The following is a 22212-nucleotide window of genomic DNA, read 5'->3' as shown; positions in this document are numbered from 1 at the left end:
GACCCGTTAGCGTTGTTGCATGAAGCCCAGGCCGCTCCCGCAAGAGGGTCTTGCGGTCTTCGTCAAGCGGGACTGTCCGACGTGTCGACTGGTCGAGCCGGTGCTCGAACGACTCGCGGGGAACGCTGACGTGGTCACCGTCTTCAGCCAGGATGATCCGGCGTTTCCCCCTGCGGTGCACGGCGTGGCCGACGACACCCGGCTCGAGCACTCTTTCCGCCTCGACATCGAGACCGTCCCTACCCTCGTGCGCTTCGAGGATGGGGAGGAGACGGGGCGCGCCCTCGGCTGGAACCGCGAGGAGTGGCGCGCGCTGACGGCAACGCCGGATCTCGGCGCGGAGCTTCCCGAGTTCCGTCCGGGTTGCGGCTCCCTCTCGGTCGAACCGGGTGCGGAGGAACGCCTGCGCGCACGCTTCGGGGAGACGGGGCTCCGGGCACGGCAGGTGGCGCTGGAGCCGCATGCGGACGCCGTGGAAGCGTGCTACGACCGCGGATGGACCGACGGGCTGCCTGTGATCCCGCCGACCCCGGAACGGATTCTGCGCATGCTCGCGGGCACGAGTCGGGCCCCCGACGAAGTGGTGGGCGATGTGCCGCCGGACTACGCCGAGTGCACGGTGGAGAAGGTGGCGATCAACGCCGTGCTCGCGGGCTGCAAGCCGGAGTACATGCCCGTCGTGATCGCGGCGCTCGAAGCCGCGCTCGATCCGGACTTCACGCTGCACGGGATCCTGTGCAGCACCTGCTTCACGGCGCCCCTCATCATCGTCAACGGCCCCATCGCCCGCCGCATCGGGATGAACTCCGGGCTCAACGTCCTGGGCCAGGGGAACCGGGCCAACGCCACGATCGGACGCGCCCTCAACCTCATCGTGCGCAACGTGGGCGGCGGGCGGCCCGGGGAGATCGACCGATCCACCTTCGGCGCACCCAGCAAGTACACCTTCTGTTTCGCCGAAGACGAGTCGGACGAGGAGTGGGAGCCGCTCTCCGTGTCACGCAGCGTCCCGCGGGGGGCCAGCGCCGTCACCCTCTTCCAGGGCGAGGGGGTGCAGGGGATCATGGACCAGCGCTCGCGCACGCCCGAGGAGCTGACCTCGTCGCTCGCCACATGCCTCCTGGCCGTCTGCCACCCCAAGATCTGCGAGTGGGCGCACGCCGTGCTCCTCCTGTCGCCCGAGCACTACGCCATTTACCGGGAGGCGGGCTGGGACCGGGCGCGGATCACCGAGTCGCTGCTGGAGGCCACAACGCGGCCGTTGAGCGAGGTCGCGCGCGGCGCGGGCTGGCTGGCCGAGGGCGTCCCGGAGTCAGAGACGCGACGCCAGGTGCCCAAGTTCCCGCCCGGTGGACTGCTCCTTGCCCGCGCCGGCGGCGCGGCCGGACTGTACTCCGCCATCCTCGCCGGTTGGCCCGGCGGCCGCGCCTGGCAGGAATCGCACCCCGTGACGAAAGAGATCGAGACATGACCTCCGCGTCCCCCGCAGGCCCGGCGATTATCCTGCACGACCCTACGTCCGAACTGGCCTCGGAGATGCGGCCGCGACTCGTGCCGCCCAACTCCCTCGAGGGCCGGGTCGTAGCATTACAAGGGATCGGGAAGCTCCGCAGCGACGAGTTCCTCGATCACCTGAAGACCCGCCTCGACGCGCGCGGCATTGAGACGATCCGCACCGACAAGCCGACGAACGCCCGGCGCGCCCCCGTCGAACTCCTGCAGCGCATCGCGACGGAGGCAAACGTCGTCGTCCAGGCGTTAGCCGACTGAGGGTCCTGCACGTCGTGCGGTCTGCACGACCTCAAGGACTTGGACGAGAGAGGGATCCCCGGCTGTTTCGTCGTCACGACCGAGTTCGCGGAGGCCGTCGAGAGCCAGTCGCGCTCCCTCGGTTTCCACCCCGGCATCGTGTGGGTCCCGCACCCGATCCAGAACCGCACCAGGGCGGAACTCGAGCAGCTGGCAGACAACGCGATCGACTCTATCCTCTCGATGATCACGGCTCCGGCCGATAGACCACCGATCCCGGGCAGCGGTCGTGGAACCTCCACGTCTACATGACCCTTGCTTCCAGGCGAGGAACCGCAAGCGTGAACCGGTGAGATCGCGCTTCTCCCGGCACCTGTCATTCCATCTGGCAGATTTCGTTCGCTCCATGGTGGGGCGAACGGCGCCATCTGTGGTGGTCCTGTGTTTGATCGCCGTTCTCTCATGCGGCGAAGATGCCACCACCGGTCCCCCGCCTCCGCCTCCGCCTCCTCCGGCCCCGCCTCGCCCGGCCACAATCACGGTAACTCCACGCGAGATCCAGCTGACGGCGATCGGCCAGACGGCTCAACTCGGTGCGGAAATCCGAGATCAGGACGGGCGGGTGATCCCCGGTGCCACAGTCGCCTGGGCGAGCAGTGACCAGGCGGTGGCAGAGGTGGACTCGACGGGACTGGTCACGGCCACGGGCGAGGGAGCGACGACGATCACCGCCTCGGCCGGAGCCGTCTCGGCGGCCGCCGGGGTCACCGTGACGCAGGAGGTCAGCACCCTAACCGTCTCGCCGGAAACCGTCACACTGCGGGCCATCGGCGACACGGCGCGCCTGCGCGCGGACCCGGCGGACGCCAACGGGAACACCGTCGTCGGCGCGACCGTGCTCTGGCGGTCCGGTGACCAGGCGGTGGCAGAGGTGGACTCGACGGGACTGGTCACGGCCACCGGCGAGGGCGCGACGATGATCACCGCCTCGACCGGAGCCGTCTCGGCGACCGCCGAGATCACCGTGACGCAGGAGGTCAGCACCATAACCGTGTCGCCGGAAACCGTCACGCTTCGGGCCGTCGGCGACACGGCGCGCCTGCTCGCGGACCCGACGGACGCCAACGGGAACACCGTCGCCAGCGCGACCGTGCTCTGGCGGTCTGGTGACGAGGCGGTGGCCGAGGTGGACTCGACGGGACTCGTGAGGGCCACGGGCGAGGGCGCGACGACGATCACCGCCTCGGCCGGAGCCGTCTCGGCGACCGCCCGAGTCCGGGTTGGAACCTCCGACCGCGCGACTCTGGCCGCCTTTTTTCATGCGGCCGATGGACCGAATTGGAAGGACAATAGTGGCTGGCTTACCGAGGCGCCCCTCGGAGAGTGGCACGGCGTGCGGGTCGATCATGAGGGACGCGTTGTCGAACTGAGACTATTCGACAACGGACTGGCGGGTGTCCTCCCGCCGGAGGTTGGAAGCCTCAGCCACCTCCAGTACCTGGACGTTCGCGTCAACGGACTTCGGGGAATCATCCCGCCCACCCTGAGCAATCTCGCCAATCTGAGAGTTCTTCGACTCTCCGCCAACAGCCTCGGGGGCACAATCCCGCCCGAGATCGGGAAGCTGTCGCGGCTGACGATGCTGACTCTCAACGGGAACCACCTGACCGGTGCGATCCCGCGCGAAACGGGTAAGCTCGCCCGCCTGAAAACCCTTGTCCTGGACAGGAATCGTCTGTCCGGCTTCGTCCCGCCCGAACTCGGAGACCTCTCCGCGCTGAGCGAACTGGAACTGAGCTACAATGTGCTGGACGGGCCGATTCCCCCGAGTCTCCTCCGACTCGGCCGACTGACCAGGTTTCTCTTTCAGGGAAACCAGGGTCTCTGTGTCCCGGGCACGGCGCGCTTCACCGCCTGGCTGGACCGTATCTCGGAACATCGCGGGCGCTTTTGCAACGAGTCCGACGCAACGGTACTCGAGCAACTCTACTACGACACCGGCGGGGCTGATTGGGCGATGTCCGACGGCTGGCTCGGAGGGCAACCACTCAGCGCATGGTATGGCGTTGAAACGGACTCCATCGGCCGGGTCCGGCGCCTCGATCTGAGCCGCAACGGACTTACGGGCCAACTCCCTTCGCCGCTGTCGCAACTGGCGGCATTGACCGAGCTGAGGATTGCCGGCAACGCTCTTTCTGGACCATTGCCGCTCGCACTCATCGCACTCAGCCTGCGGGAGTTCGACTATTCGGAGACCGAACTGTGCGCTCCGCCCGAGCCGTCCTTCCTGGAATGGCTGAACGCTATTCCGCACCATCAGGGCACCGATCTGGATTGTTCGCCCCTCTCCGATCACGCGGTTCTGCGGGCGCTCTATGAAGCGACCAACGGTGATTCCTGGAGAGCCAGAGCCCGCCAGGGATGGTTGACCGACGCACCGCTGGGGAGCTGGTTCGGTGTCGATGCGGATGAGGAAGGCCGGGTCACCGGTCTTGGTCTGGAATCAAGCAACCTGGTCGGTCGCATCCCGGACGAAGTCGGCTTTCTGTCTGAGCTGGAATCTCTCCGCCTCGAGGGCAACGCCCTCACGGGACCGATCCCGCCGACCCTGGGGCAACTGCCCAAGCTGAGCCACCTTCACCTCAGCTTCAACGATCTCAGGGGCGGCATCCCGCCGGAGCTGGGCAACCTCTCGGCATTGAGATCGCTCAGGCTCCAGTCCAACCGCAGCCTGGGAGGACGTATTCCGCCGGAGCTCGGTGACCTTGCCACGCTGGAAGAGCTGGACCTGACAACTACAGGTGTGACAGGTGATATTCCTGACGAGATAGGCAACCTCGTCGGCCTTCAGCGTCTCAGCCTGTACGGTAATGCCCTGACCGGTCGGATTCCGCCAGAACTCGGCGCCCTGTCGAGTCTGAGGGGACTATATCTCTTCGATAACGTACTGATCGGCGGTATCCCGCCGGAACTCGGCAAGTTGGAGGCGCTAGAGCATCTTGCCATCCACCGGAATCACCTTACAGGTACGATTCCGCCCGGCCTTGGCAACCTGTCCAACCTGACCCAGCTGCGGCTCCATTCGAACCGGATTTCCGGCGTGATCCCGGCAGCACTCGGCAAGCTTTCTCGCCTGTCGAGCCTGGGACTGGGCAACAACAAACTGACCGGCGCGATCCCACGCGAGATCGGAAATCTGACCAACCTTGAGATTCTTCGGCTCGACCTCAACGAACTGACGGGCGGAATCCCGCGCGAACTGGGGCGCTTGACGCGACTGCAAACGCTTGAGCTGACCCACAATGCGGGCATGCGCGGGCCCCTCCCCGCCAGCCTCACCGCCATTGAGGGCCTCGATCGGCTGCTGCTCGGGGGCACACAGCTGTGCGCGCCACAGGAGCCAACCTTCAGAGACTGGCTGAGGGGAATAGAGTTGCACCGGGTGGCCCGCTGCGGCTCCGACGAGGGATCGATCGCATATCTGACGCAGGCCGTCCAGTCAAACGATTTCCCGGTCCCGCTGGTGGCGGGGGAGAGCGCGTTGCTGCGCGTGTTCGTCAGGGCCTCGAGTACGACGAGGGCGCGCATTCCGCCCGTGCGCGCCAGCTTCTACGTCGGGGATACGGAGACCTACGTAGTGAATATCCCCACAGGGTCCGCCGCCATCCCGACCGAAATCGACGAAGGTGACCTCGCGCAGTCGGCCAACGCGGAGATTCCAGCGTCCGAGATACGGCCCGGCCTGGAGATGGTGGTCGAGATCGACCCCGGCGCGACGCTCGATCCCGGCTTGGGCGTCCAGTCCCGTATCCCGGCGACCGGCCGACTCGAGCTGGACGTACGCGAGGTCCCCCCGTTCGCATTGACGGTGATTCCGTTCCTGCTGGAGTCGGAGCCGGATTCCTCCCTCCTTGACTTGACGAAGGGGCTGAACGCGGAGTCTGAACTACTTTGGGATTTGGGTTCGCTGCTACCTATTCGAGATCTGGCTGTGGATGTACACGAGGCTGTTTCGGCAACGAGCGTCGAGCCGGGCGAAGTTCTACAGATGACGGAGGCGATCCGGGTACTGGAGGACGCTGGCGGCTATTACCTCGGCCTCGTCCCGCCGTCGGCACCGGGCGCTGTTCGCGGAATCGCCAAGCTTGGTGGCCGGTCACAGGCATCCAGACCCATACCGTCCGTGATCGCGCACGAAGCTGGACATAACCTGAATCTGCTTCATGCACCGTGCGGCGGGGCCGCCGGTCCCGATCTGTCGTTCCCCCACCGCGATGGCAGAATCGGCGTCTGGGGGGTTGATCCTCGCACGAACGCGCTTGTGTCGCCTCGTACCGGAGCGCTGATGTCCTATTGCAGCCCGCGCTGGGTCAGTGAGTACAACTTCAACAAAATGGTCGTCTACCGCCTGGCTGCCGGTCGCGGCGCGGCCCATGCGGGATCGTCGCCGACCAAGTCGATACTTCTGTGGGGCGGCGTCGACAACGCAGGTAACCCGTTCCTTGACCCGGCATTCGTCGTCGAGGCGCCGACGGTCCTGCCGCCCCCGGGCGGCGCCTATCGGCTGACCGGAGCCACGGCTGATGGAGACGAACTGTTTTCTCTGAACTTCGACATGGCGGTCACAGCCGACGGCGACGGGAGTTCCTCCTTCGTCTTCGCCGTTCCTGTTCAGCCCGGTTGGGCCGGCGCTCTGGCGAACATCACCCTCTCCGGACCGGAGGGATCCGCAACTCTGGACGGAGAAAGCGATCGCCCGATGGCCATCCTGCTGGATTCCCTGAGCGGGCGCGTGCGCGGCATATTCCGCGACCCCGCCGCGAGGACGAGCGCTGACGCCGCGGGAGCATTCTCACAAGCGCGGCACCTACGGATGCTGTTCAGCCGCGGGCTTCCCGACGAACTCGCGTGGGGACGGTAGCACTTACCGTCCACGCGGGGCCGGACCCTGCTCCGAGGCCGGGCGCCCGGGAGCCCTCGGACTTGCTCACGGCGTCGAAAGCAGTCTATTTGGCAGCAGCAGGATGCAAGCCGAACCAGCCAGGAGGCCGTATGCCCACCCGCCGACGATTTCTCGCCCGCCTCGGGGGCTCCGCCGCAGCCGCCGGAGTGATGACCGCCGTGCCCACGAAGTGGAACACCGCGATCGCGACGGCCCGCGACCTGTCGCTTACGCCCGGGAGCCCCGCGGAGATCGCCCGCGACGAGGAGTTCTGGATCGAAATCCAGAAGGCGTTCACGACCGACCGTTCCCTCGTCAACCTCAACAACGGGGGCGTGAGCCCGACGCCCGCCCACGTGCTCGAGGCGATGAAGCGGGACCTCGACTTCGCGAACCAGATCCCCGTCTACAACGGGTGGCAGATCCTCGAGCCGCAGCGGGAGGGCGTCCGCGCCCGCCTCGCCCGCCAGTGGGACGTGGACGCCGAGGAGATCGCGATCACGCGCAACGCGTCCGAAGGCCTCCAGATCCTCCAGTGCGGATACGACCTGGCCCGCGGGGACGAAGTCGTGACGACGACCCAGGACTACGGGCGCATGGTCACGACCTTCAAGCAGCGCGAGCGCCGCGAGGGGATCGTGCTCAAGCAGTTCAAGATTCCGATCCCGGCCGAGGATCCGGCGGAGATCGTCCGGCTGTTCGAGGAGCAGATCACCGCTCGCACGCGGCTCATCCTCATGTGCCACATGATCAACATCACAGGGCAGATCCTCCCCGTGCGCGAGGTCGTGGATATGGCGCGCGGCTATGACATCCCGGTCATCGTCGACGGCGCCCACTCGCTCGCGCACCACGAGTTCACGCTCTCCGAACTGAACTGCGACAACTACGCGGTGAGCCTGCACAAGTGGCTGCACGCTCCGGTCGGCACCGGCCTGCTCTACGTCAAGCGGGAGAAGATCCCGGAGATCTGGCCGCTGCAGGCCGCGGCCGAGGGCCGCGACGACGACATCCGCAAGTTCGAGGAGACGGGGACGCACCCCGAGGCCAACTTCCTCGCCATCGGGGAGGCGCTCACCTTCCACCAGCTCATCGGCGGCGAGCGCAAGGAGGCGAGACTCGTCTACCTGCGGAACTACTGGGCCGAACCGCTTCTCCAGCACGACCGCGTGAGGCTCAACACGAGCCTCGAGCCGGGCTTCGCGTGCGGAATCGCGAATGTCCAGGTGGAGGGGATCGAAACGAGCGCGCTCCGCAACTGGCTGTGGAACAAGCACCGGATCTTTACGGTCGGCATCAACCACGCGGAGTTCACGGGGCTCCGGATCTCGCCGTCCACCTACTCGACGCTCGAGGAACTTGACCGCTTCGTGGACGCGATGACCCACGCGGTGAAGCACGGGATCCCCGCCTGAGCGATCAGGTATGCGGGCGTGCACCCGACGACGACGCGCACGCTCCGCGACGCCGAGGAGTGTAAGCGCCGGCAAGGCCTTCTCGACCTGCCGCACATTCGGCCGCTGACCGACTTCACAAAGAAGTTGCGGGCCGAGAAGCCGGAGACCTTTGTTCCCTGCTTCGATCCGTTGGACGGAGGCACCACCGCCCGGGTTCTCTTCCTGTTCGAAAAGCCCGGACCCAAGACGAGCCCTGACGAAGGCGGATCCGGCTTCATTAGCCGGGACAACGACGACCATACGGCGGAGGCGACCTTCTGCTTCATGCGCGACGCGGGGGTTCCACGTTACAAAACCGTACTCTGGAACGTGATCCCGTGGTGGAACGGCACCCGGAAGGTTACCAACGCGGAACGCAACGCGGGGATCGAACGCGTCGAACAGCTTATTCGACTCTTGCCGCTGCTCGGCTGCGTCGTGTTCGTCGGTGGACACGCCGCCAGAGCGAAGGCGAAGGTGGCGGGCCTGGCAATGGACCTGCGTCTGGTGGAATCGTATCACCCCTCCCCGATTGTCAAGGCTACCGCGCCCGAGAAGTGGACCAGTATCCCCGGCCGGTGGGCCCAGGTCATGGACGGCCGATAGAAGACCCTGATTCCAATCCGGAATCGGCGTCGCCCCACAGACTAAAGCCGTTTTGTTCGCATTTGGGGCTGCTTATGTTACGATAATTCTCATTTTCGAGCCTGTGGAACTCTTAACGTGCGGATAATTCTCGTTTTTCTTGAATTCCGATGAGGCGGAGTTGGAGGGCCAGCCTCTTCGCATGCCGCGCTGACAGCCCATCGTTCATCGAGGATCGACGCCGGGGCGCTACCAGAGAACGTCCACCGCGTATTCGTCCAGCACCTGATCCCCGCTTAGGAGCGTCATGCCCTCCGATATGGCCTGTGCGATGAGCATACGGTCGAAGGGATCGCGATGGTGCCAAGGCAGCGAGGCGATTAGGCCGCAGTGTTCCGGCTCCGGGCGCAACCAGCGAGCGCGAAGGTGTTTACGGCCGGATTCGATGGCCTCCCGCCAATCGGCGTCGAGTTCAAGGCGGCCGATGCTGATCTTGATCGCGATCTCCCACAGGTTGACCGTGCTGAAAGCAACCTAGTTCTCGGTGGAGATCAGCATCTCCCGGACACGATCGCTCAGCTTCTCCGGCGACCCGATGGCCCACAGCAGCGTGTGCGTGTCGGTGAGGAGTTTCACTCACTGATACTCGGAGAAATCCGGGAGCGGCTCGTCGAAGTCGTCCCCCATGCGTCGGATCAGCTCCGGGGCCGTACCCAATCGCGGGTCAGGGGGGTCGCGACCGATGACTTCAACGAGTTCCGCCACGACGCCCACCGCCGCCTCGTCATCCACTCTTAGGATGATGGGGTCGAAATCCGGGTTGGTTGGCTCCAGGATGATCCTGGCGTGTCGCCAGCCATTCTCGTCTTCCGTCTTCTCGCTTCGGTATCGCTTCACCGTGAACCGGGCGCCCGTCTCCGGATCCACATCGTCCCGCATGACGACCAGCACCGTGCGCCCCTGGCGCGAGCCGGTTACCGGACTCGCGAAGAGGCAATACGAGCCATCGGGAATACGCGGCTCCATCGAGCGCCCGGTCACGCGAGCCACAAACATCCCGTCCCGGAGCCCACGAACCGTGTCCACGGCCACCCAGTCTCGATCCCACTCGTCAAGCAGCTCGTTCGGATCGCCGAACGCGCCCGCCGCCGCCCGCAGCGGCATCAGCGGAACGCACGTTCGGTAGCGACTCTCGGGAGTGGGAGTAACCAGGCGCAAACGCGGGATGTCCGCTGGATCGTCCGTCTTCGCCGATGAATCGTGGTCCGCAAACCAACTCCGGTCGTCGGACAGGTCCCGCCCACGGTCGGGCTGGCCCAGATAGTTCGCGAGGCGACGGAAATGGCGCGTCATGGCGCCCTCGTCGTCGAGTTCGTTGGCCGGAATCTCCAGGACTTCGTAGCCGCTGCCTCGCAGCCAGGTTCGAATCTCCCGATCCCTCGCGGCGGTCTCCGGATTGCCGTGCAAGTGCGCGCTCATTCCGTCGAGGTAGATGCACACGCCCGCGCAGAAACCGTCATCGTCGTGGCGGTAGATGACGTCGGGAGTCGTGGTGCCCAAGGCGCGGTCCAGCCGGATCTGTTCTCCGCGCGTGCCCTCCCCAAATCCTGCCCGGAGGAGAAGATGGCGCAGCTTCCTCTCTGCCAGATTGACGGGCACCGCGTCGTCGGCGGGCGTGGCTGCGGGTTGCTTCGGCGGGATATCGTGCCGGAACGCGAGCCGCTCTCCCCACTCCCTGAGCGCGTCCAGGGCGACCGTCCGATCCAGGCTGGAGTGGTAGTACGCGTTGCGGAAGGTCTGCAGGCAATCGATACACGATGATCCACAGACGCTCGGGCAACCCTCTACGACTTCGCGGGCGACGGCTACGATCTCGGCGAAGCGCTCGCATACGCGGTCGAGGAGGCCAGACCCCCCGGGCATCGGATCCCACAGGAGCCCCAGCACCTCGTCGTGTCCGATCTCCCCGATGACGAGGATCTGCAGGTCCTCCATGTGCATGTCGAGGATGCGGGTCGCGCCGATTCGCAGCGCCTCGAGCACACTGTAGGCTTGGGTCGCGTTTACGCACTCGGGGAGCGACAACGCGTCCGCCGCGATATCGGCGTAGAACCCGATCCGCCTCGGCTCCCGGCCGCAACGTTCCTCGTGCGATTCGCGGAAGCTCCGGCGCTGTGCTTGAGATGACAGCGGCGACACGCTCTGGCCGCAGATCGTGCAGACGGGATAGCCGAAGCGGTCTCTTGCCTTGATCGGCTCCGAAGCGCCGACGTTGACGAGGCGCATGCGTACGCCCCGCCGCACGAGCAGCGGCTTGTCGCCCCAGCCATACGCCCTCCCTCCGCTGTGCTGCCCGAGTTCGAGGCCGTACACGGCGACACCCAGCTGGAAGCGCAGTTCCTCGTCGTCGGAGATATGGGATGTGTGGCTCAGATCGACATCGCACACCGCCATGGCCTGGAGCGTCTCGCCGGCAAGCGACGATGACGCACCGACTGACATCTCCCTAACGGCCTGGTGCGCGGACGACACCTCGTACACGGGCATTTCGACGTGTTCGTCGGCGAAGTCACGGTGGAAGCGTCGCGCGACGAAGCGGTGCCCGTTGGCGTAGATGAGGTTGCCGGGAACGTATTCACGCAGCGCCGTCGCCGGTGCCCTGGGCAGGACGAAGTCCATGGCGCCATGAAGCCAGAACGGGATCTCCGCCCATGCCATCACATAGCCGGTCTCCAAGCCGTAGCCGGGGAGGAAGCCCTCCGCCGCCAGAACGCTGAACGTGATCGAGGAATCGTGCCCTTCGGCGTGGCGACGTCCGCGATCCTCGCCCTTCAGCCTCGCGACGAGGCGACCGCAGCGCCTGAACAGCGCTTCGTCCTCGCCTCCAAGGGTACCGTGCTTCTCCCGCAGCGCGTTCAGGCGCCGAATCTGGTCCATCGCCCACCGCAGGCGGCGGCGCAGACGTGTCACGACAGTCTTCAATTCGTCGGCGAACGCGTCCACATGCGCCCGGAGAGCGTCAGGCGCCACGACGTCCGAATCCTCCTCCGGCCAGCCCGCACTGAAGACGCTGCAAACCCTGTCCACCAAATCGGGTCTGTTTTTGCGGACGAGTTCGCGCAGCGGATCGAAGTCGAAGGGCTCGCCCCGGACAACACCCCGGTCGAACAAGTACGGGTTGACCCGCTGTGGAAGACAGGCGGCCAGCACTTCTCGCGTCGTTCTGCGCTCCGCCTCGGGCCGCCGGGGGTCGCGGCCATAGCGGTGGAGAGCGGCGATGACGGTGGCGTGGACATGCTTGGCCACCATCACTTCGTTGCGGAGGTTGAATGCCGGCGGGTCGATCCGGCCGCCGAGCAGCTTCGGGGGCTCGGCGAAATAGGCGCGGTCGTGTGAGACCGGGCGGCAATAGGTCATGTTGACCGCCATGCGGTGGCGGCGCCCCGCCCTCCCGGCGCGCTGCCAGTAGTTGGCGGGCAGCGGCGGCACGTTTCGCATCAGGACCGAATCGAGGCGGCCGATGTCGATCCCGAGTTCGAGCGTCGGCGTGCAGACTAGGCAGTTGACGGCGTTCGACTCCCCCTTGAACCAGTTCTCCAGCCGCTCGCGGTGGTCATGCGGGACCATGGCCGTGTGCTCTTCGGGCCGGAGCATCGAATAGGTTTGGTCGAGCAGCTGAAGGTTGTAGTCGTCCGGATTCTCGCGGATCCACTCCAACTCGCCGTCGCAGCGCCACGCAGGACAGAGGCGGCGAGGCAGTTCGCGCGTGGTCGTGCGGCGGCACTTCCTGCAGCGTGCCACGCCGGTGTTGGGGTCGAGCCGCAGAGCATCGCCGCTGACCTGATACACGTCTTCGAGGTTGGGCAGCGGCCTGCCCCTCGCACCCAGAAGGCGGACCGGCTTGAGGAGCCCGCACCGGACCAGAAAAGCGAAGAGGCCCTCCAGGAAAGGTTCGAGCGAGTCAGCGGGTTCGCCCCACTTCCTCGCGATCTGCCGCATGGTCGTGTCGCCGGTTCGGCTCAGCCACTGCATGACCCACTCGCTCCTCTCATCGGCTCCGCGGCGGAGTTTCAAACCCAGCGGCTTGACGAATCCGGGCAGGTAGCCCTGCTGGACTTCGAGGGAGCCCTCGTCCCAATACCTCGTGAAGAGGTTGTGTTCGGGGTCGAGGAACGCGCCTCGGCGGCGGAAGTGATCGAGAACGCTCGACACGCCGTCACGGAGGCGGTCTGCGGGGATGCCCAACCGATACGCCTGTTCCTGTACCCAGGGGAGCGACGCGGAAAGCCCGTCGTATTCGACCCTCAGCCGCCCCCACGGCTCCAGCCCGAGCGCCTGACGGGCGGACAGAGCGACCTCGCGCAGCACCTGGATGCGAAGGTACTTCCGCCGCTCTCGGGCGTGGCGTCCCCCCGATCCTTCTCGTCGAGCCACCTGCCAGACCTCCGGGACGAGAGCCCGCGAGAGCGTTTCCTCCCGCTCCAGTCGGTCGTCGAGATAGGCGGCCAAATCGCCCACCGAGCCTCCCGGGTGCTTCCTGATCCCTTCGGCCATCAGCGCTCGGAGCCGAAACCGGCGGGCGTGATCCTTCATCCATCCCGCCTGGAACGCCGCATCCTGGCGGTTGTCGCAGAATACGAGCAGCCGGGAGCGCTCAGCGTGATGCACCATGTCCTGAGTCAGGACGTGGACATCGGCCACGGTCACCGCCCGCACCGGCCGCGCCGGTTCGCGGTAGCGTCCCATCACGCGGCGGCCGTTGGACCTGCAGGACAGGCAGCTGGTCAGGCGGCCGGGGTTCTCCCGCTTCTGTCGAATCGCGTGCAGCTCCACCGTTTCGCCGATGCGGCCACACGCGCGACAACGGTCTGCGCGGTTCGGGTGGGCCGCGCCGCAGCGGCGGCACAGGTATAGCACGGCCGTCCGCCGCGGGGCGGACGACTCGCCGTCGCGCTCGGTCTCACCGATCAGACGATCCACGAGCACGACGCGCTTGCCGCCGTGCGTTTCGTCAAGCGGCGCCCAGTGCCTGCCGTCGCCGCCCGCCTCCCCACCGCCGGGACTCCTTCTCGTGAACGAGAAGTCCTTGAGGAACGCGATATAGTAGTGTTGCCCGCAGACCGTGCAGGTGGTGACCGGCAGATGCGCGTACCCGTCGCCAGAGCGCTCTCGTGTGTCGCCTGATACATCGGAAGGAGCGTCGTCCCGTGCCGTGAGCCGCAGCCGCGCGCCTTCCCGGCCCTCCGGAAACGAGACCACCGTTCCGCCGATCCCTCGCACGAATCCGTGGATCACCGGCCGCAGCAAGGGACGTCCCGTGCGGCGCGCGGCCGCCCCGAGGGTCAGCCAAGCAAGAATTTCGGCTTCGGTGACCGGCCGCCCGATGTGTTTTTCCAGCGCCTCCGGCAGTTCATCAAGCGCGCGCGGCGCGGCGAGTTGCTCGTTGAGGCAATAGACAAGCTCGTTGTGGGCGAGCGCGGTGTGCAGCGCTCCGGGCCAGTCGCCATCATCCTGCGCGGGCAGATCGCCGCCGGACAGCGAACGATAGGCTCGTGCCACGTCAGCGCCCGTGGCGTCCTCGTCCTCAACCGCCCGGACGCTCTGGTCCAGAATCTGTGACGGGTCTCCGGGCGGCGTCGGCGGCACCACGCGCGGCTCCGCCCAGGTCTCGGCTTCGTAGTCTTCCCCTACCATCAAGACCTCGCCGGCCGGGACGCCGAAGAAGCGCGCGGCGAAATCGCGGGCCGCACCCGGCTCCCGCGAGTCGGCGATGGTCGCCGAGGTGGCGATGCACGTCGTGTGGCCCGGATCGATGTTGCAGAACGACCGCAGGCGGCGGATGAGACAAGCCGTCTCGGCGCCCATGGCGCCCGTGAAGGTGTGCGCCTCGTCAAACACCAGGTGGTCGAGGCGCGCGTCCTCGAACAGCTCGATGTCCTGTTGCCGCGTAAGAAGGAGCTCCAGCTGCTTGACGTTGGTCAGGAGGATTCTGGGCTGTTTTCCCGGCGTTCTCATAGTCTGGCGCGAGCAGACCTCCTCGCTCGGGTACACGGACTCGCCCGTCCCGTCTCGCCTGGCCTTCTGAAGCCGCGCGAGGTAGTCCTCCCGCGACGATCCGGGCCGCAGCCTGGCGCCGACGACATCGGACTCGCGTTCCGGGGTCTTACCGACGTAAATCCCGAACGGGACGCCGGTACCGGCCAGGAGACCTCGAATCCGCATGAGCTGGTCCTCGGCCAGCGCGTTCATCGGATACACAATGACGGCACTGACGCCCGCGGCGGCGGACTCATCCCTCAGGCTCAGGGCCTGGCTGACGACGGGATAGAGGAAACACTCCGTCTTCCCCGATCCGGTCCCGGTGGAGATGAGCGTCGTCCGACCTTCCGCGATGGCCCGGATCGCCCGCTCCTGATGGCTGTAGAAGTGCGTGATCTGCGACGGGATCCGGCTCGCCAGGTGCGGGTGAAGCAGACCCTCGTCGACCATTTGTTCGACCGATGCCCCAGCCCGGAAGGGGCGCGAGAGGCTCACGTAGGGTCCCCTGAGAAGGGGGGAGGCGCGAGTGTGGTCCAGCGAGAGCAGTTCCCGCATCTGCCCCAGGAGGTGAGGGTCGGAGAAGGGGTAGGCCGTGAGCTGGTAGCGGAGGAAGCTCTTCGCGACCTTCTCGATGTAGGCGACGGGATTCAGGGCCATGGAAGCCAAGTGGTTGAGTTGTCGATACCTGAAACCTACGAAACGCTTCCCGGCGTGTGAAATCGTCGTGGGCCGGGCTCGCGCGGGAAGCAGCATTCCGTCCAGGGATCGCCCGGGAACGATAAGGTCATTTTTTTCGCATTTTGGGCTTCTTATGTTAGGATAATTCCCGTTTCCCGCGATCTCGCAACGTTAATTCTCGGAAGATTCCATGAATCGTGCGCTGGACGAACTGCCCGAAGCCTTTGTGTCGCATACGGCGATCAGTCGCGACGTGTCGCGTGCCGTGAAGGCCGGAACGCTGCGGAAGCTCGCTTCTCGCCTCTACACGAAGAACCTGGACGATCCGCCTGAGGACGTCGTGAGGCGCAACCTGTGGACCATCGTCGCCGGGTACTTTCCCGGGGCTCTGGTCGCCGACCGCACGGCTCTCGATATGACCCCCGCCCCCGACGGGTCCGTATGCCTCGTCAGCGAGCGGGGCAGGACCGTCGAGTTGCCCGGAATCGTGCTGCGTCCGAGGCGCGGATCCGGGCCGACCGCATCCGACATGTCGTTCGTCAACGGATTGCACATGAGTTCGAGGGCCCGGGCCTACTTGCAGAACTTGCGTCCGTCCCGGGCCCGGAGCGGTCGCGTGCCGCGCACGTTTTCACAGGCTCAAATCGAAGAAGCTCTCGATCGCCTGATCCGCCAGGGAGGGGAGACGGCCGTAAATCATTTGCGGGATGAAGCCCGTGTTGTGGCCGCCGAACTCGGCTTGGAGACGGAGGCAGTCCGCCTCGACGCTCTCATCGGCGCTCTCCTTGGCACCCGCAGAAGTCAGCTCGATTCACCGCTTGCGCGGGCCCGCAGCCGAGGGAACGCCTACGATCCCGACCGCATGGAGTTGTTTCACAAGCTGCATCGGGCGCTCCGCGATCACCCCCCAAGCGTACGATCCGCGCCGCGCCGAGATGCGCAGGGCCGAGCCACGCTGGCGTTCTTCGAGGCATACTTCTCGAACTTCGTCGAAGGCACCGAGTTCCTGGTTGACGAGGCCGTGCGAATCGTTTTCGAGGGCGAGATTCCACAGCGTCGACCCGCGGACGCTCGCGATGTGGTCGGAACGTGGAGCCTCGTCTCCGATCCGCAGGAGATGACGCGCACACCGCGAGATCCGGCGGGGCTTACGAGTCTACTGCGCGACCGCCACCGGCAGATCATGGCGGGACGTCCCGAAATGCGGCCCGGCGAATTCAAGGACGCTCCGAACCAGGCCGGTAACACGCACTTTGTCCTGCCCCACCTGGTACCGGGAACGCTGGAGCAGGGTTTCTCCCTGTATCACAGCCTCGAGTCGCCCTTTGCGCGGGCGGTCTACATGATGTTTCTCGTAGCCGAGGTACACCCCTTCGCGGACGGAAACGGACGCGTCGCGCGTGTCATGATGAACGCGGAACTCGTAGCGGCCGGCGAGGAGCGGATCATCATCCCGACCGTTTTCCGAAACAATTACCTTGCCGCGCTCCGCGCGCTGTCCCGAACGGACCGCCGGCCCCAGCCTCTGATCGACATGCTTTACTACGCCCAGCGCTGGACTCTTGCCGTCGACTGGACCTCGCTTCGAGAAACGCAACGGGAGCTGGAAGCGTGCCACGCCTTCCTGGATTCCGACGAAGCCGAGAGAGAGGGCAAGCGGCTGCGCATGCCAGCGATGAGGTCCGGCGCGGGTGGCCCTGCGGCCGTGTGATATCCCATGGCCGACGTTCCCTCGAAACCAGCGTGGTAGGTTGCGCCCCGCAGACTCGAGTTTTGACGAACGGACGTGATCGGCCCAACCTTTCAGACATCCAACTACCTATTCGGAGAGCGGAAATGGACGCCAAGACCCTGGGCGAGAGAATTCGCGAACTCCGACTGCAACGGAATCTTCCGCTCAGACAGCTGGCGATCAGAGTCGGCAAATCCGCACCATTCATCTCCGATGTTGAACTCGGAAGACGTTTCCCCTCAGCTGACGTGCTCGCCGCCATCGCGTCGGAACTCCGCGTGGACCCGAGTCATCTCCGGGAATACGATTTCCGGGAGTCGGTTTCCGCGCTGAAGCGGTGGTCCCAGACGGATCCCGCATGGGGCGTCGCTTTGCGGACCACGGCCGAACAGATCGAAACGGGACAGCTAACGCCCGAGAAGCTTCTCGAGAAGCTCACGGCCGATGACGAGGAAGAGTGATTTCGGATCCGTGAGAGAGGTCGCGAAACCGGGAGCGCCGTTCGGTCGCCGACTCTACTTCTCCGCCGGGGAGATCGAGGAGATTTGCGCTGACGCGTTGGAGGTATCCGGTTGCCTTCCGTCTGAGCCAGCACCCATCGAGATCGAACTCTTCATCGAGAAGTACTTCGAGTGCCGGATCCTCTACGAGGAAATCAAGCCCGGTGTGCTCGGGTTCGCTGAGTTTGACGCCAACGGACGTGTGGAGGCGGTGGGGGCGGCGAGGTCTCTGTTCGACGGCGGCTCGATCGGCGAGCGTCGAGTTCGGTCCACGTTGGCCCACGAGGCGGGTCATGGCCTGCTACACGCCACGCTGTTCGCCGCAGCGTATGAATCCCACCCGCTGCTCGACGGGAGCTTCGACTACGAACGCCGACGCATCATGTGCCGCGCGGAAGACCTCAGGCGCGGTTATGACGGATACGACGGGAAGTGGTGGGAGTGGCAGGCAAACCAAGCGATCGGCGGGCTGTTGTTGCCGCAACGACTCGTTGAGGCATGCGTCAAACCGCTACTTGAAGAACGCGGCGCCCTGCGTTTGCGCGAACTCCCCGCGTCCAACCGAGAGCGCGCTGCCCGCGTGCTCGCGTATACGTTCGAAGTAAACCGGGCCGTCGCGAGAATCCGGCTCACCGTTCTCTCCCCACCTTCGAGTCAGCTCTCGCTCTGACCGCTCCAAGATACCGCGCAACCTAAGCCGAATCGCTCAAGCTTGATCGTTCGCTGATGCCAGCTTATACTGGGGTATGAACGCGATCAGAGTCTTGACGCTCGACGGCGGCGGGATGCGCGGCCTGTACACGGCCACGGTGCTGCGCTCGCTCGCAAGCCGGTTTGCGGCGTCCCGGCAGACTGATCAACTCGACGTTGGGAAGGGGTTCGACCTCGCCGTCGGAACGAGCACGGGGGCAATCCTCGCGGCAGCCATCGCGGCCGGGGTTCCCCTTGACCGGGTCACGGCCCTCTACGAAGGAGCGGGGCCACGAATCTTCGTGGAGCCCATACCGCGCTACGACAACTCGTCGAGGCTCAGGCGAGTGCGGTTTCTCCGGTGGGCATTCCGCCACCGAAACAGACCTGCGAACTCCAACGCGGTTCTGAAGTCCGAACTTCAGCGGATCTTCGGCAACGAAACGTTCGGACAGGTCTACTCGAGACGCGGTATCGGACTCTGCGTCTCGGCCACCGGCTTCCTTCAGCACCACCCGAGAGTCTTCAAGACGGCGCATCTTGAGAAGAAGGACCGCGACGATGGACTCAAGCTCGCCGATGCGTGCCTCGCCAGCAGCGCAGCCCCGATCTACCTGCCTCTGGCATCGATCACCGCCGATGACCAACCCGATCAGGTCTACGCGGACGGAGGCTTGTGGGTAAACAACCCGGTGCTCATGGGGCTGATCGAGGGCCTCGCTGTATCGAAGCCCGAGCAGCGCGTCGTGATACTGTCGGTCGGCACCTGCCCGCCGACCCCCGGGTCTCGCCCCAGCGAGGACATGGACCTCGGGATCATTGGCTGGCGTGCCGGTGTCCTTCCAATCCAGCTCGCCATGAACACGCAAAGCCGAGCGGCCACGTACGCCGCCACGCTCCTTGGCGCGGAACTGAGACGCCTGGGCAAACGCATCAGCATCCTCCGCTGCGAGCAAACGAGCCCCTCCGAGGACTACACGGACCTCCTCCAACTCGACTCGGCGTCGGAACAGGCGTTGAGCCTGATGAGGAGCTTGGGGAACGAAGATGCGCAGCAGACCTATCGATGGTGTCAGCTGGAGGACGATGAACGCGGCAGGTGGCTGACCGAGATTTTCCACCGGATGCCGGAGGTTGATCGTACCTCCAACACCAGACCAGAGAGGAAGACGCAAGATGAAGAACTGCGATAGCGATATCCGGGCCTACCACCGAGAACGAGTCGCTCTCACAGCGGATCAGCGACGAGAAATGGAAGAGCGCCGCGACAGTAACCGGGCGCGACTGCGGCGTGGGTTGGCGAAGAACGACGACCCAGAACCAACAAGATCCGTCGAGCAGGGGTCATTCGCCATGCGCACGGTCATCCAGGAGCCGAAACGCGCCTACGACATCGATGATGGCGCGGTCTTCACCGAGGAATCACTGAGGGGTCCGTTCGGCGGCGAGAAATCATCCCTCGATGCCCGCAAGATGGTATGCGACGCGGTTCACAGCGACTCGTTCGCGACCCCTCCCGAGGTGAGGACGAACTGCGTTCGCGTGTACTACAATGACGGACCGCATGTCGATATCCCCGTCTACCGGTCACTGCAGGACCTGCTGGGCCGGACGTACTACGAGTTGGCGGGGGCGGAGTGGAAGAAATCGGATCCCGATGGCGTGAACGCGTGGTTCCAAGGCTGGATCCGGCAGGCGAAAGCCAACGGAAAAAGACACCCCCGCGATTTGATCCGCCTGCTGAAGAGTATCTGCAAGAATCGGGAATCGTACTCCCTGCCGAGCGGCTTCGCGCTGACCGTCCTGATCACGGAGTGCTACCAGACGACTCATCGACGACTGGACATGGATCTCCGCGGGATCATTCGAGCCGTGTACGCTCGGCTCTGTTCGAGCCTGTGGGTCCGACATCCGGTCGTACAGGGGGAATGGCTCATCGACGCGGATTCCAAAAACAAGACGCGAGAACTCCGCGACCTTCTCGGGCGGGCGGTCCAAGCGTTGAGCGAACTCGACCGGCCAAACTGCACGGGAGCTAAGGCTCTCAAGATCTGGAAGGGGGTGTTCCGCACCGACTTCTTCGACGAAAGGATCGCCGAGGCGGAGCGCGAGGAGCGAGCCACGACCGCTGCGGCAGCCGCCTCGCTCGGGTCCGCACCGCAGCCGTATGCCCACGACTCGGCCTTCAAGCGCTGATGAAGCCGGAAGTGGCAACCGCCGAGCGAGCGCGGCTTTCCGAGGCGTTTCCCACGCTCGAGCTGGACACTTCCGGCGTCCCATCTGTCGTAACGGGGACGCTCAGGCTCGATTCCGGGATTGGATTCAGCATCCATTTGGAGATCCCCGGCAACTACCCTCGCGGCATCCCGAAGCTGAGGCTGGATCCCAAGGAGATTCCGTGGGAAATCGATCGGCACGTATATCCGGAGTCCGGAATCGCCTGCCTCTGCGTCTCCTCGGAATACAGGAAGCACTGGCCGCCGGGGTCGGACCTCACGGATTTCCTGGTAGTCCTCGTGCAGCCCTTCCTCGTAGGCCAAGCCTACTACCAAGCCCATGGCCACTGGCCTCCCGGCCTTGGACGGTCCCACGGCGTGGAAGGTATCATAGAGGCTTATCGAGAACTGCTCACACCGCTCGGTTCCATGGAGCCCCCCGTGATCACGAACTTCATGCGGCTCTTGGCCCGCCCAAGTGATCCCGGGGGGCACGAAACCTGTCCCTGCGGGAGCGGTAGAAGGCTCCGTGAGTGCCACCGGTCGCTCATAACCGACCTGCGACGGGTCGTGGATCCGGAGCACGCCGCCGCCGACCATAGCATACTGATCGAGCCGTGACTGGATCGCGGTAACCAACTCGTGATCAAGACGCGGATCGTCACATCGATGTGCGAACCGCTGAGGTGCATCTCTGAAGTGACCCCCAAAAGTTGGACACCCGACCTCCGGGTTTATTGTGCTGCTCAGCCCTCGCGGTAGAAGTCCTCGATGATGGTCATGGGTGGCCGGTCTCCAAGGGAGGAGTGACGGCGCACCCGATTGTAGTAGTTGATCCGATCCCGCACGACGGCCGCGAGCTCCTCGAGCGAGCCGGCGTCGAGGATCAGCGACCGGTTCTCCACCTTGAACCGTCCGAAGAAGCTCTCCATCTCCGGGTTGTCCCTCGGTCCGCGGAGTGCGTAGGAGAGCCGCGCACCCGCCGCCAGCAGCCGGCCGGTCCATGCGTAGCCGGTGAACACGGGGTCCCGGTCCTGGTGGACGATGATCCCGTCCAGCGAGTTCCGGAGGCGGGCCAGGGCCCGCTCCGCCGCCGTCCAGGCCGAGAGCGCCAGATCGGAGTTGGCCGACGCTCCAACGGCGAAGCCCGGCACGTACTTCGCCTGGTGATCGAGGATGGGGATCAGCCACGCCTTCCGGGTCCCGCCGGCGTAGAGGAGTTCGGTGAAGTCCGTGTAGAAGACCTCCAGCGCTCCGATCTCCGCCTTCGGCCGTCCCGACAACAGGTTGGCGCGCGGACCCGCCGCGTCGATGGCCCGCCGGACCGCGCTCGGCTTCGGCCGCGTGACCGTGCGCCTCAAGGACAGATCCCACAGCCGGTGCAGCCGCGCCACGACCTTCCGGTTCACCCGGTATCCGTATGTCTCCCGGAGTTCGGCGGTGGTCCGCCGGTACCCATACTCCGGGTGCGCCTCGGCGATCGCCTTGAGCGGCGCCTCCAGGTGCGCGTACTTCCGTGCGTAGGCGACCCTCGTCCGCGTGTGGTGGTACCACGTCGAGCGCGCCAACCCCACCGCCCGCAGCGATGGCGCCAGGCCGTACGCCTCGCGCGTGCCGGAGACGAGCGCCACCTTCTCAGCCACGC

At 65.5% G+C, this 22212-nt stretch carries 13 protein-coding genes and 1 pseudogene; 11 read left to right on the top strand and 3 right to left on the bottom strand.

From position 1 onward, the window contains the following. The first annotated feature begins 100 nt into the window (after positions 1-100). The 5 genes from ACOQPP_RS02800 (at position 101) to ACOQPP_RS02780 (ending at position 8733) form a co-directional block, all read left to right on the top strand. Positions 101-1471 (top strand): thioredoxin, encoded by a 1371-nt coding sequence (locus tag ACOQPP_RS02800; protein WP_420635841.1) that lies wholly within the window; start codon positions 101-103, stop codon positions 1469-1471. Then, a complete protein-coding gene (locus tag ACOQPP_RS02795; RefSeq protein ID WP_419165658.1) occupies positions 1468-2061 on the top strand; it encodes a UGSC family (seleno)protein in 594 nt (197 codons plus the stop codon). Before ACOQPP_RS02800 ends, ACOQPP_RS02795 begins: the two co-directional genes overlap by 4 nt. A 94-nt stretch (positions 2062-2155) precedes the next feature. Next, a complete protein-coding gene (locus ACOQPP_RS02790) occupies positions 2156-6670 on the top strand; it encodes a leucine-rich repeat domain-containing protein (RefSeq protein ID WP_420635840.1) in 4515 nt (1504 codons plus the stop codon). 131 nt (positions 6671-6801) lie between these two features. Then, the gene (locus tag ACOQPP_RS02785; RefSeq protein ID WP_419165657.1) at positions 6802-8106 is read left to right on the top strand and encodes an aminotransferase class V-fold PLP-dependent enzyme; all 1305 of its coding nucleotides are present in this window, start codon (positions 6802-6804) and stop codon (positions 8104-8106) included. 18 nt (positions 8107-8124) lie between these two features. Beyond that, positions 8125-8733, top strand: coding sequence for a uracil-DNA glycosylase (locus ACOQPP_RS02780; RefSeq protein ID WP_420635839.1), 609 nt, complete (start codon positions 8125-8127; stop codon positions 8731-8733). Between the two features lie 228 nt (positions 8734-8961). Here the strand turns inward: ACOQPP_RS02780 and ACOQPP_RS02775 are convergent. Then, positions 8962-9231: pseudogene (locus ACOQPP_RS02775) on the bottom strand (type II toxin-antitoxin system VapC family toxin); the annotation flags it as partial. Between the two features lie 117 nt (positions 9232-9348). Further along, a complete protein-coding gene (locus tag ACOQPP_RS02770; RefSeq protein ID WP_420635838.1) occupies positions 9349-15408 on the bottom strand; it encodes a DEAD/DEAH box helicase in 6060 nt (2019 codons plus the stop codon). A 211-nt stretch (positions 15409-15619) separates the two neighbouring features. Between ACOQPP_RS02770 and ACOQPP_RS02765 the strand changes: the two genes are divergently transcribed. The 6 genes from ACOQPP_RS02765 (at position 15620) to ACOQPP_RS02740 (ending at position 21188) form a co-directional block, all read left to right on the top strand. Further along, positions 15620-17140: a Fic family protein gene (locus ACOQPP_RS02765; protein WP_420635837.1), complete on the top strand. Its 1521-nt coding sequence runs from the start codon at positions 15620-15622 to the stop codon at positions 17138-17140. Positions 17141-17265: 125 nt separating this feature from the next. Then, positions 17266-17622, top strand: a complete 357-nt coding sequence (locus tag ACOQPP_RS02760; RefSeq protein ID WP_420635836.1) for a helix-turn-helix domain-containing protein — start codon at positions 17266-17268, stop codon at positions 17620-17622. Next, entirely contained in the window at positions 17606-18331 is a 726-nt protein-coding gene (locus ACOQPP_RS02755; protein ID WP_420635835.1) for an ImmA/IrrE family metallo-endopeptidase, read from the top strand. The genes ACOQPP_RS02760 and ACOQPP_RS02755 overlap by 17 nt, the downstream gene beginning before the upstream one ends. Positions 18332-18407: 76 nt before the next feature. After that, the gene (locus tag ACOQPP_RS02750; protein WP_420635834.1) at positions 18408-19544 is read left to right on the top strand and encodes a CBASS cGAMP-activated phospholipase; all 1137 of its coding nucleotides are present in this window, start codon (positions 18408-18410) and stop codon (positions 19542-19544) included. Beyond that, positions 19528-20547: a cyclic GMP-AMP synthase DncV-like nucleotidyltransferase gene (locus tag ACOQPP_RS02745; RefSeq protein ID WP_420635833.1), complete on the top strand. Its 1020-nt coding sequence runs from the start codon at positions 19528-19530 to the stop codon at positions 20545-20547. Before ACOQPP_RS02750 ends, ACOQPP_RS02745 begins: the two co-directional genes overlap by 17 nt. After that, positions 20547-21188 carry an SEC-C metal-binding domain-containing protein gene (locus tag ACOQPP_RS02740; RefSeq protein ID WP_420635832.1) on the top strand — a complete coding sequence of 214 codons (642 nt, stop codon included), beginning with the start codon at positions 20547-20549 and terminating at the stop codon, positions 21186-21188. The genes ACOQPP_RS02745 and ACOQPP_RS02740 overlap by 1 nt, the downstream gene beginning before the upstream one ends. 125 nt (positions 21189-21313) lie before the next feature. Here ACOQPP_RS02740 and ACOQPP_RS02735 read toward each other — a convergent pair whose 3' ends face one another. Next, positions 21314-22210 carry an integrase core domain-containing protein gene (locus ACOQPP_RS02735; protein WP_420635831.1) on the bottom strand — a complete coding sequence of 299 codons (897 nt, stop codon included), beginning with the start codon at positions 22208-22210 and terminating at the stop codon, positions 21314-21316. Positions 22211-22212 lie beyond the last annotated feature (2 nt).

The organism is Candidatus Palauibacter sp., assembly GCF_965222475.1.
GTDB lineage: Bacteria > Gemmatimonadota > Gemmatimonadetes > Palauibacterales > Palauibacteraceae > Palauibacter.
Note: the sequence above shows the minus strand (reverse complement) of the source record. Positions and strands in the feature narration are given on the sequence as shown.